The organism is Streptomyces lavendofoliae (assembly GCF_014649735.1).
Taxonomy (GTDB): Bacteria; Actinomycetota; Actinomycetes; order Streptomycetales; family Streptomycetaceae; genus Streptomyces; species Streptomyces lavendofoliae.
Genome location: NZ_BMTP01000002.1, coordinates 325,611 through 339,445 on the forward strand (window position 1 = coordinate 325,611; position 13,835 = coordinate 339,445).

Genomic DNA, 13,835 nt, shown 5'->3' on the forward strand with positions numbered 1-13,835 from the left:
GTGCTTGGACGGGCTGCGGATAGCTAACGCCCTGACGCAACGCCCCGTCAACACTTTGTTGAAACTTCGGTGACACAAAGGCCGCCGTCCCGGCATACGGACGGCGGCCGACTGCGCGCTGCGGTCAGCTACTCACCCTTCGCGGCGTTTTCCCTGTTCAGGTAGTTGTACACGGTGAAGCGGCTGACCCCGAGAGCGCCCGCGACCGTCTCCACGCCATGGCGTACGGAGAACGCGCCCCGCGCCTCCAGCGTACGGACGACCGCCTGCTTGGTCTTGCGGTCCAGCTCCGACAGCGGCCTGCCGTGGCGGCGCTCCAAGGCGGCAAGGATGTGGTCCAGCGAGTCGGCGAGCTGCGGCAGCCGGACGGCGAGGACGTCCTGGCCCTCCCAGGCGAGGACGACGTCGTCGGCCTCGGCCTGTTCGGGGGCCAGCAGCGTGGCGCCCATGGCGTCCACCAGCGGCTTCACCGCGGTGACCAGAGGGTGATCTCCCGGCTCGGTCACTTCTCGCCCTCCCGGCCCTGCCCGGACGCGCCGATCACGTTGACCTGCAACGACACCCGGGTGGCTCCCGCGCCCAGGGCCCGGCGGAGGAGGGCGTCGACCGCGGTGAGCACCGCGTCCGCGCCGCCTTCGGCCGTGTTGCCGAACGGACCCACGTCCACGGCGTCCAACTCGGCCGCCTGGATGACCTCGCGGGCGACCACCGCGTGGGCGGGCGCCTCGTCGAGATCGAAGGGTTCCGTCGTGAACTCCACTCTCAGTCGCTGCATGCCCCCACGGTAAGCAATGCCGGCCGGGCCGCGCGACGGCCGGCACCCGGCATGGCCGGGGCGGGCGCCCGGTCCGGGCCCGCTCGGTGGCGCGGCGGCGGCGGTCGGCGCGGCGGGGGACGCTCCGGGGGCGTACGGGCGCGGGGTGCGGACGTACGGCGGAACCGGTGCACGGCGGCACCGGAACCGGCGTGCCGCCGTACCGGACCCGCCGGCCGGACCGGTGTACGGCGATCGCGAAGGCGCTGGTCACAGGGGTGCGGGCGGCGGCCCCGCTGTAGCGGCGTACAAGCGGCGCGGGCCCGTTTCGGGGCATCGCCCGGAAGGTGCCTTTTTCGAGCGGCGCTCTTGACAGCCCTCCCCCACGCCAGGCAATCTTCCGTTAAGCAGAAATGAACTTCCGCAATACGGAAGGAGCGCCGAACCCCTCATGGGATACCCGGACCAGCGCTTCAATGTGAACCTGTCGATCCTCTTCACCGAACTCCCGCTCCTGGAGCGCCCGGCGGCCGCCGCCGCGGCCGGCTTCACCGCGGTCGAGCTGTGGTGGCCCTGGATCGAGACACCGACGCCAGACCGGAGCGAACTCGACGCCCTCAAGAAGGCTCTGGACGACGCCGGCACCCAGCTGGTCGGCCTGAACTTCTACGCCGGGCAGCTGCCCGGCCCCGACCGCGGCGCCCTGTCCGTCCCCGGCGAGGAGTCGGACCGCTTCCGCGCCAACATCGACGTGGCCGCGGACTTCGCCGCCTCCGTCGGCTGCAAGGCGCTCAACGCCCTGTACGGCAACCGCGTCGACGGCGTCGACCCTGCCGCCCAGGACGAGCTCGCCCTGGAGAACCTGGTCCTGGCGGCCCGCGCGGCCGACCGGATCGGGGCCATCCTCCTGATCGAGGCCCTCAACAAGCCGGAGTCCCCGCGCTACCCGCTGGTGAGCGCCCCGGCCGCGATCGAGGTCGTCGACAAGGTCAACGCGGCCACGGGCCTCGGCAACGCCAAGTTCCTGCTGGACCTGTACCACCTGTCGATGAACGGCGAGGACCTCCACGAGGTCATCGAGAAGTACACCGACAGGACCGGTCACGTCCAGATCGCCGACAACCCGGGCCGTGGCGCGCCGGGCACCGGGGACCTCGACCTCGCCGGCCTGCTCGACCGCCTGAGGAAGGCCGGTTACGAGGGCTGGGTCGGCCTGGAGTACAAGGCCGGCGACCGCCCGAGCGCGGAGAGCTTCGAGTGGCTTCCCCGGCCGCAGCGCGCGGCCAACTGACCTTACGTACAACAGCTTTGAGAGAGGTACCCTCATGAGCACGCTCCCCAAGGTCGCGTGGATCGGCCTCGGCATCATGGGTTCGCCCATGTCCGAGAACCTGCTGAAGGCCGGTTACTCCGTCACCGGCTACACGCTGGAGCAGGACAAGCTGGACCGGCTGGCGAAGGCCGGCGGCACGGCCGCGAAGTCGATCGCCGAGGCGGTCGCCGACGCGGACGTGATCATCACCATGGTCCCCGCGTCCCCGCAGGTCGAGGCCATCGCGTACGGCCCGGAGGGCATCCTCGAGAACGCCAGGCGGGGCGCCCTGCTGATCGACATGTCCTCCATCACCCCGCAGACCTCCGTCGACCTGGCGAAGGCCGCGGCCGACAAGGGCGTCCGCGTGCTGGACGCCCCGGTGTCCGGCGGCGAGGCCGGTGCCATCGAGGCCGTACTGTCGATCATGGTGGGCGGCGAGCAGGCCGACTTCGACGCGGCGCTGCCGATCCTCGAGGCGCTCGGCAAGACCATCGTCCTGTGCGGTCCGCACGGTTCCGGCCAGACGGTGAAGGCCGCCAACCAGCTGATCGTCGCGGTCAACATCCAGGCGTGCGCCGAGGCCGTGGTCTTCCTGGAGAAGTCCGGCGTGGACCTCACGGCCGCGCTGGACGTCCTCAACGGCGGCCTGGCCGGCTCGACCGTCCTGACCCGCAAGAAGGACAACTTCCTCAAGCGGGACTTCGCCCCCGGCTTCCGCATCGACCTGCACCACAAGGACATGGGCATCGTGACCGACGCCGCCCGCAACGTGGGTGCCGCGCTGCCGGTCGGCGCCGTGGTGGCCCAGCTGGTCGCCTCCCTGCGCGCGCAGGGTGACGGCGGTCTGGACCACTCCGCCCTGCTGCGCGCCGTCGAGCGCCTCTCCGGCTCGCAGGTCTGAGCCTTCCGGCTCCCCAGAGCTCCGGGCGGCGTCGTCGCTGACACCTGTCCTGTCGCGCCCAGGCGGCGGCGCCGCCCGGAACACCCCTTCTTCACTTTCAACAAACTGTTGACGTGAGCTCGGAGGCGTCCTTACGCTCCTCGCACCGCCAGCAGCCCCGTACGTATCGGAAGGTCACGATGTCGAAGCGCGTGCTTACGACCGAGTCCGGCGCCCCCGTCGCCGACAACCAGAACTCCGCCACCGCCGGCGTCGGTGGCCCGCTCCTCCTCCAGGACCAGCACCTGCTGGAGAAGCTCGCCCGCTTCAACCGTGAGCGCATTCCGGAGCGTGTGGTGCACGCCCGTGGTTCCGGTGCGTACGGCTACTTCGAGGTCACCGACGACGTCACCGCCTACACCAAGGCGGCCTTCCTGGGCGAGGTCGGCAAGCGCACGGACCTGTTCCTCCGCTTCTCCACCGTGGCCGACTCCCTCGGCGGCGCGGACGCGGTCCGCGACCCGCGCGGCTTCGCGGTGAAGTTCTACACCGAGGAGGGCAACTACGACCTCGTCGGCAACAACACCCCGGTGTTCTTCATCAAGGACCCGATCAAGTTCCCCGACTTCATCCACTCGCAGAAGCGCGACCCGTTCACCGGCAAGCAGGAGCCGGACAACGTCTGGGACTTCTGGGCGCACGCCCCCGAGGCCACGCACCAGATCACCTGGCTGATGGGCGACCGCGGCATCCCCGCCTCGTACCGCCACATGAACGGCTACGGCTCGCACACCTACCAGTGGACGAACGCGCAGGGCGAGGCCTTCTTCGTCAAGTACCACTTCAAGACGAACCAGGGCATCCGCTGCCTGTCGTCCGAGCAGGCCGCCGAGGTCGTCGGCAAGGACGCCAACTCGCACCAGACCGACCTGCTCCAGGCCATCGAGCGCGGTGTGAACCCCTCCTGGACCCTGTACGCGCAGATCATGCCGGCGCACGAGGCGGCGGACTACCGCTTCAACCCGTTCGACCTCACCAAGGTGTGGCCGCACGCCGACTACCCGCTCCAGCGCGTGGGCCGCCTGGTCCTCGACCGCAACCCGGACAACGTCTTCGCCGAGGTCGAGCAGGCCGCGTTCTCGCCGAACAACTTCGTGCCCGGCATCGGCCCCTCCCCGGACAAGATGCTCCAGGGCCGCCTCTTCGCCTACGCGGACGCCCACCGCTACCGCCTGGGCGTCAACCACACCCAGCTGCCGGTGAACGCCCCGAAGGCGACCGTGGCCGACAACTACGGCCGCGACGGCCTCATGGCCACCCGCAACGGCTCGCGCCACGACAAGAACTACGAGCCCAACTCGTACTCCGGTCCGGCGCAGACCGACGCCGCCCTCTCCGCCCCGCTGGCCGTCGCCGGCTACACGGGCACCCACGTGGCCCCCCTGCACGTCAAGGACGACGACTTCTTCCAGGCGGGCGAGCTGTACCGCCTGATGTCGGAGGAGGAGAAGTCCCGCCTCGTGGCGAACATCGCCGGCGGCCTGTCCCAGGTCTCCCGCGAGGACGTCATCGAGAAGAACCTCGCTCACTTCCACGCCGCCGACCCGGACTACGGCAAGCGCGTCGAGGAAGCCGTCCACGCCCTGCGCGAGGACTGAGCGCCCCGACCGCGTACGGCTCCCGACGGGAGGTCGGCAGCCGTACGCAGTCCGCACCGCGGGCCCGGATGAGGGGTGGCCGGCGGTACGGACAAGGTGAGGACCGCGGCGGTGCGCGTGCCAGTGCGGTGGTAAGGACCTCCGGCCCCCTTCTTGACCTGAAGGAAGGGCAAGCCGGATCTCCGTCGCCACCGCCGCGGTCCCTCTCCCCCCGGACTCCCGTCCGGCGGTGCGAACGTCCTGTCTCACCGGCCTCGCACCGTCGGACGGCTGCAAGAGCACGACAAGTGAAGAGCCAGAGCGCGGAGTCGGGGTTTACGGTCCCCCGACTCCGCGCTCTTCCATGTGCCGGCGCGCACCGGGCGGACGGGCCCGGGAGCACGGGCCGACCGTGGCGCTCCCGGCCCCCGGCGGGCCCGGCGGCCGGGACCGGCGTTGTCAGTGGTGGGCCCTACCGTGGGACACGTCCTTACCCGCGCTGCTGGCTGCTGCGTGCTGCGGACCGATCGGCCCCGCCCGGAACAGCGCCCGGACGGGGCCGCCCGCGGGTCGTCCGGCTAGCCGGAGGAAGGGTCGATCAGCTTGTCCAAAGCCCTCCTCACCGCCTCGTACGCCGCCGCCGTCATCTCGTCCGGTGCCTGCTGCTCCTGCCCGTGCACCCAGTCGCGGGTGACCCGGATACGGCGGAGCAGTTCGTCCGCGTCCACTACGTCTGCCATAGGGGACGGGTACCCAGGATTCGGGAGTTGCGCGCATGGGTGCCGGTTACGCACGGTGGGTATCACCCCACTGGACGTTCACCCCACGTGTCTGTGAGAGCTCCGGAAAGGGGGGCCATGGCGTGGTACCCCGCTGCGACGCGCATGGAGTTGCAGCCCGAGTCGGACGCCCAGGCGGCGATCCGGCCCACCCAGTTCATCCTGCACAGCATCGCCGCTCCCTGGACCGCGCGCCGGATGTACGAGTACTGGCGCGACTCCTCGAACCTGGAAAGCCACTTCGGCCTGGGGTACGACGGCGACCTCGGGCAGTACATCGGCACCGAGACCCGCGCCGACGCCAACTACCAGGCCAACCGCCGCCCGGACGGCACCGGGGCGGTGTCCGTCGAGACGGCGTCCAACCTTCAGCACACCGACCCCTGGACCGACCGTCAGGTCGAGCAGCTGATCCGGCTCGGGGTGTGGCTGCACCAGCGGCACGGCATACCGCTGCGAATGTGCCGCACCGCGTCCGACCCCGGTTACGGCTACCACCGGCTGCACGCGGCCTGGTCCAGCGGCGGGACGGCCTGCCCCGGCGACGCCCGGGTGCGTCAGTTCAAGAACGTCGTCTTCCCGGGGATCGTGGCCCGGGCGAGCGGCCAGTCACAGGAGGACCCCATGCCGACCGTCATCAACGAGACCCAGGAGGGCGGGCCCGTCCTCGAAGCGGGCAAGTACAAGCAGTTGGCCATGGCGAACGACGCCGCGCTGCTCCAGGGGCCGTGCGCCTACTCCGCGACCGCGTACGCCACGGTCAAGGGCCAGGCCGGCACCCGCGTCACCATGCGTTTCCAGGACTACCACCTCACCACCAAGCACCGTTCGCACGACCTGCCCATCGACTGCGGCACGATCGGCGCGAACGGGGTGCTGAACGTCGCGGTGACCCGCAACGGCGTCCTGGACACCAACGAGGTGTTACGGGTGGAGATCCTGGCCGATCGCGCCGCCTCCGTCACCTGGCGGGTGCTGCGCGCCCTGCGCTGGTCGGCCTGAGCCCGGCACGCACGAGGACGGCCCCCTCCCCCGCGGCCGGGCTGCGGGGAAGGGGGTCGTGTCCACGGCACGCGCCGGACGTCCGCCCGTCACCGGACGAGCGGACACCGGGCGGGCGGGCGTCAGACGAGCGGGCGGATCGCCGTGGGGGCGTGGCCCGGCTCGGTGGCGAGTTCCTCGAACTCGGAGATGTCGCTGATGTCCATGGTCTTGCTCATGGAGATGTTGGTGACCCGCTCCAGGATCGCCTCGACGACGACCGGGACGCGGTACTCGGCGGCCAGCTTCTTGGCCTCCTCGAAGGCGGGCAGCAGCTGGTCCGGCTCGGTGACCCGGATGGCCTTGCAGCCCAGGCCCTCGGCGACCTTGACGTGGTCCACGCCGTAGACCCCGAGCTCGGGCGAGTTCTGGTTCTCGAACTCCAGGTTGACCTGGAAGTTGATGTCCAGGTTGATCTGCGCCTGGCGGATCAGGCCCAGGTAGGCGTTGTTCACCAGGACGTGGACGTACGGAATGCGGTGCTGCGCGCCGACCGCCAGCTCCTCGATCATGAACTGGAAGTCGTAGTCGCCCGACAGCGCGACGACCTGGGCCTCCGGGTCGGCGGTGGCGACACCGAGCGCGGCCGGGATGGTCCAGCCGAGCGGGCCGGCCTGGCCGCAGTTGATCCAGTGGCGCGGCTTGTAGACGTGCAGCATCTGCGCGCCGGCGATCTGGGAGAGGCCGATGGTGGTGACGTAGCGCGTCTCCGGGCCGAAGGCCTTGTTCATCTCCTCGTAGACGCGCTGCGGCTTCAGCGGCACGTTGTCGAAGTGCGTACGCCGCTGGAGGGTGGCCTTGCGCTCCTGCGTGGAGGCGACCCACTCCGCACGGTCGGGCAGCCTGCCGGCCGCCTTCAGCTCCTTGGCGACCTCGACGAACAGCCCCAGGGCGGCCTTGGCGTCCGACGCGATGCCGTAGTCGGGAGCGAAGATCTTGCCGATCTGGGTGGGCTCGATGTCGACGTGGACGAACGTGCGGCCCTTGGTGTAGACGTCGAGCTTGTAACCCGTGTGGCGGTTGGCCCAGCGGTTGCCGATGCCGAGGACGAAGTCCGACTCCAGGAAGTTCGCGTTGCCGTAGCGGTGCGAGGTCTGGACGCCGACCATGCCGGCGTTCAGCGCGTGGTCGTCGGGCAGGGTGCCCCAGCCCATGAGGGTCGGGATGACCGGGGTGTTGGTGATCTCGGCGAACTCGACCAGCAGGTCGGAGGCGTCGGCGCTGATGACGCCGCCGCCGGCGACGATGACCGGGCGCTGCGACTCCAGGAGGTAGGAGATCGCCTTCTCGATCTGCGCGCGGGTCGCGGCCGGCTTGTAGACCGGCAGCGGCTCGTACGTGTCGGGGTCGAACTCGATCTCGGTGAGCTGGACGTCGATCGGCAGGTCGATGAGGACCGGGCCGGGGCGGCCGGAGCGCATCAGGTGGAAGGCCTGCTGGAAGACGCCGGGGACCTGCGCGGCCTCAAGGACGGTCGTCGCGGCCTTGGTGACCGGCTTGGCGATCGACGCGATGTCGACGGCCTGGAAGTCCTCTTTGTGGATCACGGAGGTCGGTGCCTGGCCGGTGATGCACAGGATCGGGATCGAGTCGCCGATGGCCGAGTACAGGCCGGTGATCATGTCGGTGCCGGCGGGGCCGGACGTTCCGATGCAGACGCCGATGTTGCCGGGGCTGGTGCGGGTGTAGCCCTCGGCCATGTGCGAGGCGCCCTCGACGTGCCGGGCGAGGGTGTGGTCGATCCCGCCACCCTCCTTGAGGGCCTTGTAGAAGGGGTTGATCGCCGCGCCCGGCACACCGAACGCGTTGGTGACGCCTTCGCGCTTGAGGATCTCAACTGCCGCTCGGGCGGCGGTCATACGAGGCATTGGGTGCTCCTGCTTCGGCCAGCGGATTCGGCTCTGTCGCGCCACCTGAGAGCTTCGATTCCGTAATGCGGAAGTGTAGTTCTGCTATACGGAAGCAATCTAGGGTGTGGGAGAGACGCAGTCAAGGGATGGCCGAAGTCCCTCCCCAAGACGTCGCCGTTGGTGGACGATGGGTGACGGAACGAAGGGGGTCATACGTGGGAGAGAACGTCCCGGTACGCTGCCCGGCCTGCCGCCGGACCCACGGCTACGCGCCACCCGTCTACCCGTGCCCCTGCGGCGCCCCCGTCGTCCCGCCCCTGCTCAGGGGCGCCCCCGCCGAGCCGGTCATCCACCGCGCCTGGACCGACGAGTGGGTCACCGTGCGGTGCGCGGAGTGCGGGCGCCAGGACCAGTGGCCGCAGCCCGAGCTGGGCTGTCCGTGCGGCACGGTGCTGCGCGTCCCGGTGCGGCCGGTGACCGCCGTACCGCAGCAGCCCTCCCCCGCGGCCGGAAACGATCCCCAGGGCCCGCCGCCCGCGGCCACGGCCTCCACGACCGGGGTGTCGACGGTGCCCGCGCACATACCGCTGCCCCGCACCGCGGCGGTGCCCCGGCCCTCCTTCCGGCCGGTGACGATCCGCACCGCTCGGGACGCGGTCACCACCGCCGCGCTGTACCTCCGGTGGCTGGGCTTCCGGGACGTCGTCCAGCCCGAGGACCACTCCGGCGCCGATTCCGGCTCGGGGGTCGACCTGCGCGGCGCCGGCCTGGTCGCCCAGGTGGACCCGACCACCCGGCCCACGTCCCTGCGCGCCGTCGAGTGCCTCTGGCTGACGGGCCTGGCCGCGTCGGCGACCAGCGTGTCGTTCTCGCTGGCGGGGTACGAGGACCGGGCCCGCGCCCGTGCCGACCGGCTGCGGCTGCCGCTGTTCGTCATGGACCTCACCGGCACCCCGCAGCCGGTCAACGGCGCCGCGGACGAACTCGTCGCCCGGGGCGCCTGACCGCCGGACCGCGTCATCACGGGTTGCCGGGCCGGCCCGGACCGGCCCGGCGGGGCGATGGGCCGGCCCGGCGCGAGCGGGCCGGGCGACGGCGGGGGCTCCGCTAGCCGCCGTGGACGCGGCGGAGCTCGACCTTTCGCACCTTGCCGCTGACCGTCATCGGAAAGGCGTCGAGGACCTCCAGCCGGCGCGGGACCTTGTAGTGCGCGAGCCGTTCGCGGCAGAAGGCCGTGATGTCGTCGAGGGTCGGCGGGTCGGCCGGGTCGCGGGGGATCACGCAGGCGAGGACCTCCTCCCCGTACCGCTCGTCCGGGACCCCGACGACCTGCACATCGGCGATCTTCGGGTGGGCGTGCAGGAACTCCTCGATCTCGCGCGGGTAGACGTTCTCACCGCCCCTGATGATCATGTCCTTGATCCGGCCGACGATCCGGACGTACCCGTCCTCCCGCATCACCGCGAGGTCACCCGTGTGCATCCAGCGGCCCGCGTCGATCGCCTCGGCCGTCCTCTCCGGCTCGTCCCAGTAGCCGAGCATCACGCTGTAGCCGCGCGTGCGCAGCTCGCCCGTCTCGCCGCGCGGCAGGGTCGTACCGGTGGCCGGGTCGACGACCTTCACCTCGACGTGCGGCATGACCCGCCCCACCGTGCCGGTGCGCCGCTCCAGGTCGTCGTCGCGCCGGGTCTGGGTGGAGACCGGGGACGTCTCCGTCATGCCGTAGCAAATGGACACCTCCGCCATGTGCATCTCGGCCACCACCCGTTTCATCACCTCCACCGGGCAGGGCGAGCCCGCCATGATGCCGGTGCGCAGCGAGGAGAGGTCGTACGCGGCGAAGTCCGGCAGGTTCAGCTCGGCGATGAACATCGTGGGCACGCCGTACAGGGAGGTGCACCGCTCCCGCTGCACGGCGCGCAGGGTGGCGGCGGGGTCGAAGGAGGGGGCGGGGATCACCGCGCACGCCCCGTGGGAGGTGGCGGCCAGGTTCCCCATGACCATGCCGAAGCAGTGGTAGAAGGGGACGGGCAGGCAGATCCGGTCGCGCTCGGTGTAGCCGAGCATCTCCCCCACGAAGAACCCGTTGTTGAGGATGTTGTGGTGGGTGAGGGTGGCACCCTTGGGGAAGCCGGTGGTGCCGGAGGTGTACTGGATGTTGATGGGGTCGTCGCACGACAGCTCCGCCTCCCGCGCGGCGAGTTCGCCGTCCGGGACCGTCCCCGCCAGCAGCTCGTCCCACGACGGGTCGCCGATGTAGTGCACCGCCCGCAGCCGTGGGCAGTCGGCGCGCACCCGGTCCACCAGGTCCCGGTAGTCGCTCGTCCTGTGGGCAAGGGACGCGATCAGCAGGGACACCCCCGCCTGGTTCAGCACGTACGCCAGCTCGTGCGCCCGGTACGCCGGGTTGATGTTCACCATGATCGCGCCGATCCGGGCGGTGGCGTACTGCGTGAGCACCCACTCCGGGCAGTTCACCGCCCAGATCCCGACCCGGTCGCCCCTGCCGGTGCCCGCCGCCATGAGTGCCCGCGCCAGCCGGTCGACGGCCGCGCCGAACTCGGCGTACGTCCAGCGCCGCCCCGACGGGACGTCGACCAGCGCCTCCCGGCCGGGGAACCGCTCCACCGCCCGCGCCAGGTTCGCCCCGATGGTGTCGCCGAGCAGGGGCGTGTCGCTCGTGCCGTGCGCGTAGGACGTCCCGGCGCTCATGCGGAGTCCCCCCGGTCCGCCCGGTCCGCCCGGTCCGCCCGGTCCCCGTGGTGCCCCTCGGTGTACTCGGCCGCCGAGCCCGCCGCCGTACGCTCGCGGAGCTCGATCCGGCGGATCTTCCCCGACACGGTCTTCGGCAACTCCGCGAACTCGATGCGACGGATGCGCTTGTACGGCGCGAGGACCGCGCGGGAGTGCGCGAACAGCGCCTCGGCCGTCTCGGGGCCCGGCTCCCAGCCGTCGGCGAGGACGACGTACGCCTTCGGCACCGCGAGCCGCACCGGGTCGGGCGCCGGGACCACCGCCGCCTCCGCCACCGCCGCGTGCTCCAGTAGTGCGCTCTCCAGCTCGAACGGCGAGATCTTGTAGTCGGACGCCTTGAACACGTCGTCGCCGCGGCCCACGTACGTCACGTACCCGTCGGCGTCGCGCGAGCCGATGTCACCGGTGCGGTAGTAGCCGCCGGCCATCGCCTCGGCCGTACGCTCCGGGTCACCGTGGTAGCCGGCCATCACCCCCACCGGGGCGGTGGACAGGTCGACGGCGATCTCGCCCTCGTCCGCGCCCGGCTTCCCGGTCACCGGGTCCAGCAGTTCGATGCGGAAGCCGGGGCTCGGCCGCCCCATGGAGCCCGCCTTCAGCAGTTGGCCGGGACTGTTGGAGACCTGGACGGCCGTCTCCGTCTGCCCGAAGCCGTCCCGGATCGTGACGCCCCAGGCGCGGCGGACCGTCTCGATGACCTCGGGGTTCAGCGGTTCACCGGCCGCGACGACCTCGCGCGGCGGGGTGCGCAGCGCGGACAGGTCCGCCTGGATCAGCATGCGCCACACGGTGGGTGGGGCGCAGAAACTCGTGACGCCGTGCCGGTCCATCTCGGCCATCAGGCGGGTGGCGTCGAAGCGCGTGTAGTTGTGGACGAAGACGGTCGCCTCGGCGTTCCAGGGCGCGAACAGGTTGGACCAGGCGTGCTTGGCCCAGCCGGGCGAGGAGATGTTGAGGTGCACGTCGCCGGGCCGGAGCCCGATCCAGTACATCGTCGACAAATGACCGATGGGGTACGAGCTGTGGGTGTGCTCGACGAGCTTGGGGCGGGCGGTGGTGCCCGAGGTGAAGTACAGCATGAGGGGGTCGTCGGCGGCGGTGTCGCCGTCGGGGACGAAGGGCGCGTGGGCGGCCCGGCCCCCGGCCGGGTCCCCGGCCGCGTGGTCGTCCGGATGGCCGGCCGTGTGGTCGTCCGGATGGCCGGCCGTGTGGTCGTCGCCGGCCTCGGCCCCGGCCTCGTAGGCGACCCAGTCCGGGACGCGCGCCCCGACGGCGATCCGCGTGTAGTCGCCGGGTACGGCGTCGAACTTGCCGGTGTCCTCGGACCGTACGATCACGTGGCGCGCCCGGCCGCGCTCGACGCGGTCGGCGAGGTCGGCCGGGCCGAGCAGCGGCGTGGCGGGGATGACGACCGCCCGCAGCTTCATCGCCGCGAGGGCGGTCTCCCACAGCTCGACCTGGTTGCCGAGCATCACCAGGATCCGGTCACCGGGCCGGACCCCCAGCCCGCGCAGCCGGCCGGCGACCCGGTCGGAGCGGGTGCGCATCTCGGCGAAGCCGACCCGGGTCTCGGTGCCGTCCTCCTCCACGATGTGCAGCGCGGTGCGGTCGTTGCCCTCGGCGATGACGTCGAACCAGTCCAGCGCCCAGTTGAACCGGGCGGGCCGGGGCCAGGTGAAGCCGGCGTACGCCGCCTCGTAGTCCTGCCGGTGCCGCAGCAGGAAGTCCCGCGCCTCCCGGAACTCCCGTGTCGCGCCGCTCTCCGCCATGCGTCCTCCTCATTGCCCGACCCGTCGCCGACATCGTGTAATCGGTGACCCAGGTCTCACTACCCCCGAACGGGGGTGAAGGGGCGGTGCACGTGCCCGAGCACGCGGAAGCTGTGGAGATACGCGCGGCGCTGCTGCGTCTGCGCCGCACGACCGGGCTGCCCATCGCCTTCGGCGGGCTGCTGGGCGACGGTCGCCGGATGCGGATCGCCGAGGTGAACGGCGCGCTGTCGACCGCCCTGAGCGGGCTCGCGATCGGAGCGGGCAACGGGCTCGGTGGCAGGGCGATGGCGCTGGCCAGGCCGTGCGCCGTGACCGACTACGCGTCGGCGCGGCACATCAGCCACGAGTACGACGGTCCGGTGGCGGCCGAGGGGCTGCGGTCGGTGCTCGCCGTGCCGGTGATCGTCCGGCGGCGGGTACGCGGCGTGCTGTACGGCGGGTTGCGCGAGCCGGTGCCGCTCGGACACCGGGTCCTCGACGCGGCGGTGGCCGCCGCGCGTGACGTGGAGCAGGCGCTGGCGGTGCGCGACGAGGCGCAGCGGCTCGCCGCGGCCGGGACGGATCACCCGCCGGGTGACCCGGCGCGCTGGGAGGCGGTCCGTGAGGCGCACGGCGAGCTGCGTGCGCTGGCGCCGCGGATCGGGGACCCGCGGCTGCGTGCGGAGCTGCTGGCGGTGTGCGAGCGGCTGGCCGGCTCGCAGGCGCCGTCGCCGGCCCCGGGGGCGGCGACGGGTCCGGCTCTGGGGTCCCCTGGTCCACTCGCGCCGCTCGCGCCGCTCGCGCCCAGGGAGGTGGACGTGCTGACGGCGGTGGCGGCGGGAGCGACGAACGCGGGGGCGGCGGAACGGCTGGGTCTGCGGCCCGAGACGGTCAAGGGGTACCTCCGCTCCGCGATGCGGAAGCTGGGCGCGCACACACGGCTGGAAGCGGTGGTGGCGGCCCGGCGGGCGGGCCTACTGCCGTGAGTCGGCGATGCGGGGCGGCCGGGAGGCCGGGGGTGGGGGCCGGGGGCCGGCGGCCGGGAGGCCGGGGGCCGGAAGGCCGGGGGCCGGC

Annotated in this window: 12 protein-coding genes; 6 read left to right on the top strand and 6 right to left on the bottom strand. The window is 71.8% G+C overall.

Features of this window, described 5'->3' with window-relative positions; all coding sequences use genetic code 11:
* Window positions 1-128: 128 nt before the first annotated feature.
* A complete protein-coding gene (locus IE109_RS04365; RefSeq protein ID WP_189549219.1) occupies window positions 129-506 on the bottom strand; it encodes a helix-turn-helix domain-containing protein in 378 nt (125 codons plus the stop codon).
* A complete protein-coding gene (locus IE109_RS04370; RefSeq protein WP_189549221.1) occupies window positions 503-775 on the bottom strand; it encodes a YkoF family thiamine-binding protein in 273 nt (90 codons plus the stop codon). The genes IE109_RS04365 and IE109_RS04370 overlap by 4 nt, the downstream gene beginning before the upstream one ends.
* Window positions 776-1,205: 430 nt before the next feature.
* On the opposite strand from IE109_RS04370, the gene IE109_RS04375 reads away from it, so the two are divergent.
* From IE109_RS04375 to IE109_RS04385, 3 genes are all read left to right on the top strand, one after another.
* Complete coding sequence (locus tag IE109_RS04375; protein WP_189549223.1) at window positions 1,206-2,045, top strand: TIM barrel protein; 840 nt, start codon at window positions 1,206-1,208, stop codon at window positions 2,043-2,045.
* Window positions 2,046-2,079: 34 nt separating this feature from the next.
* Entirely contained in the window at window positions 2,080-2,970 is an 891-nt protein-coding gene (locus IE109_RS04380) for a 2-hydroxy-3-oxopropionate reductase (protein ID WP_189549225.1), read from the top strand.
* Between the two features lie 179 nt (window positions 2,971-3,149).
* Window positions 3,150-4,607 carry a catalase gene (locus IE109_RS04385; RefSeq protein ID WP_189549227.1) on the top strand — a complete coding sequence of 486 codons (1,458 nt, stop codon included), beginning with the start codon at window positions 3,150-3,152 and terminating at the stop codon, window positions 4,605-4,607.
* Between the two features lie 557 nt (window positions 4,608-5,164).
* On the opposite strand, the gene IE109_RS04390 is transcribed toward IE109_RS04385, so the two are convergent.
* Window positions 5,165-5,326, bottom strand: coding sequence for a hypothetical protein (locus tag IE109_RS04390; RefSeq protein ID WP_189549229.1), 162 nt, complete (start codon window positions 5,324-5,326; stop codon window positions 5,165-5,167).
* Window positions 5,327-5,443: 117 nt separating this feature from the next.
* On the opposite strand from IE109_RS04390, the gene IE109_RS04395 reads away from it, so the two are divergent.
* Window positions 5,444-6,367 carry a peptidoglycan recognition protein family protein gene (locus IE109_RS04395; RefSeq protein WP_189549231.1) on the top strand — a complete coding sequence of 308 codons (924 nt, stop codon included), beginning with the start codon at window positions 5,444-5,446 and terminating at the stop codon, window positions 6,365-6,367.
* Between the two features lie 122 nt (window positions 6,368-6,489).
* Here the strand turns inward: IE109_RS04395 and gcl are convergent, their stop codons facing one another.
* Window positions 6,490-8,274, bottom strand: coding sequence for a glyoxylate carboligase (gene gcl / locus IE109_RS04400; RefSeq protein ID WP_189549233.1), 1,785 nt, complete (start codon window positions 8,272-8,274; stop codon window positions 6,490-6,492).
* Between the two features lie 197 nt (window positions 8,275-8,471).
* Between gcl and IE109_RS04405 the strand changes: the two genes are divergently transcribed.
* On the top strand, window positions 8,472-9,260 hold the full coding sequence (locus IE109_RS04405; protein ID WP_189549235.1) for a hypothetical protein: 789 nt from the start codon (window positions 8,472-8,474) through the stop codon (window positions 9,258-9,260).
* Between the two features lie 103 nt (window positions 9,261-9,363).
* On the opposite strand, the gene IE109_RS04410 is transcribed toward IE109_RS04405, so the two are convergent.
* Both IE109_RS04410 and IE109_RS04415 read right to left on the bottom strand, forming a co-directional pair.
* On the bottom strand, window positions 9,364-10,968 hold the full coding sequence (locus IE109_RS04410) for an AMP-binding protein (RefSeq protein WP_189549237.1): 1,605 nt from the start codon (window positions 10,966-10,968) through the stop codon (window positions 9,364-9,366).
* On the bottom strand, window positions 10,965-12,779 hold the full coding sequence (locus tag IE109_RS04415) for an AMP-binding protein (RefSeq protein WP_189549239.1): 1,815 nt from the start codon (window positions 12,777-12,779) through the stop codon (window positions 10,965-10,967). Before IE109_RS04415 ends, IE109_RS04410 begins: the two co-directional genes overlap by 4 nt.
* Window positions 12,780-12,871: 92 nt before the next feature.
* On the opposite strand from IE109_RS04415, the gene IE109_RS04420 reads away from it, so the two are divergent.
* The gene (locus tag IE109_RS04420; RefSeq protein WP_189549241.1) at window positions 12,872-13,747 is read left to right on the top strand and encodes a LuxR C-terminal-related transcriptional regulator; all 876 of its coding nucleotides are present in this window, start codon (window positions 12,872-12,874) and stop codon (window positions 13,745-13,747) included.
* Window positions 13,748-13,835: the final 88 nt, after the last annotated feature.

Excerpts from the sequence above, each read along its gene's own strand:
- IE109_RS04370 (WP_189549221.1), bottom strand. The coding sequence starts at position 775 with ATGCAGCGACTGAGAGTGGAGTTCACGACGGAACCCTTCGATCTCGAC.
- IE109_RS04375 (WP_189549223.1), top strand. The coding sequence starts at position 1,206 with ATGGGATACCCGGACCAGCGCTTCAATGTGAACCTGTCGATCCTCTTC.
- IE109_RS04380 (WP_189549225.1), top strand. The coding sequence starts at position 2,080 with ATGAGCACGCTCCCCAAGGTCGCGTGGATCGGCCTCGGCATCATGGGT.
- IE109_RS04385 (WP_189549227.1), top strand. The coding sequence starts at position 3,150 with ATGTCGAAGCGCGTGCTTACGACCGAGTCCGGCGCCCCCGTCGCCGAC.
- IE109_RS04390 (WP_189549229.1), bottom strand. The coding sequence starts at position 5,326 with ATGGCAGACGTAGTGGACGCGGACGAACTGCTCCGCCGTATCCGGGTC.
- IE109_RS04395 (WP_189549231.1), top strand. The coding sequence starts at position 5,444 with ATGGCGTGGTACCCCGCTGCGACGCGCATGGAGTTGCAGCCCGAGTCG.
- gcl (WP_189549233.1), bottom strand. The coding sequence starts at position 8,274 with ATGCCTCGTATGACCGCCGCCCGAGCGGCAGTTGAGATCCTCAAGCGC.
- IE109_RS04410 (WP_189549237.1), bottom strand. The coding sequence starts at position 10,968 with ATGAGCGCCGGGACGTCCTACGCGCACGGCACGAGCGACACGCCCCTG.
- IE109_RS04415 (WP_189549239.1), bottom strand. The coding sequence starts at position 12,779 with ATGGCGGAGAGCGGCGCGACACGGGAGTTCCGGGAGGCGCGGGACTTC.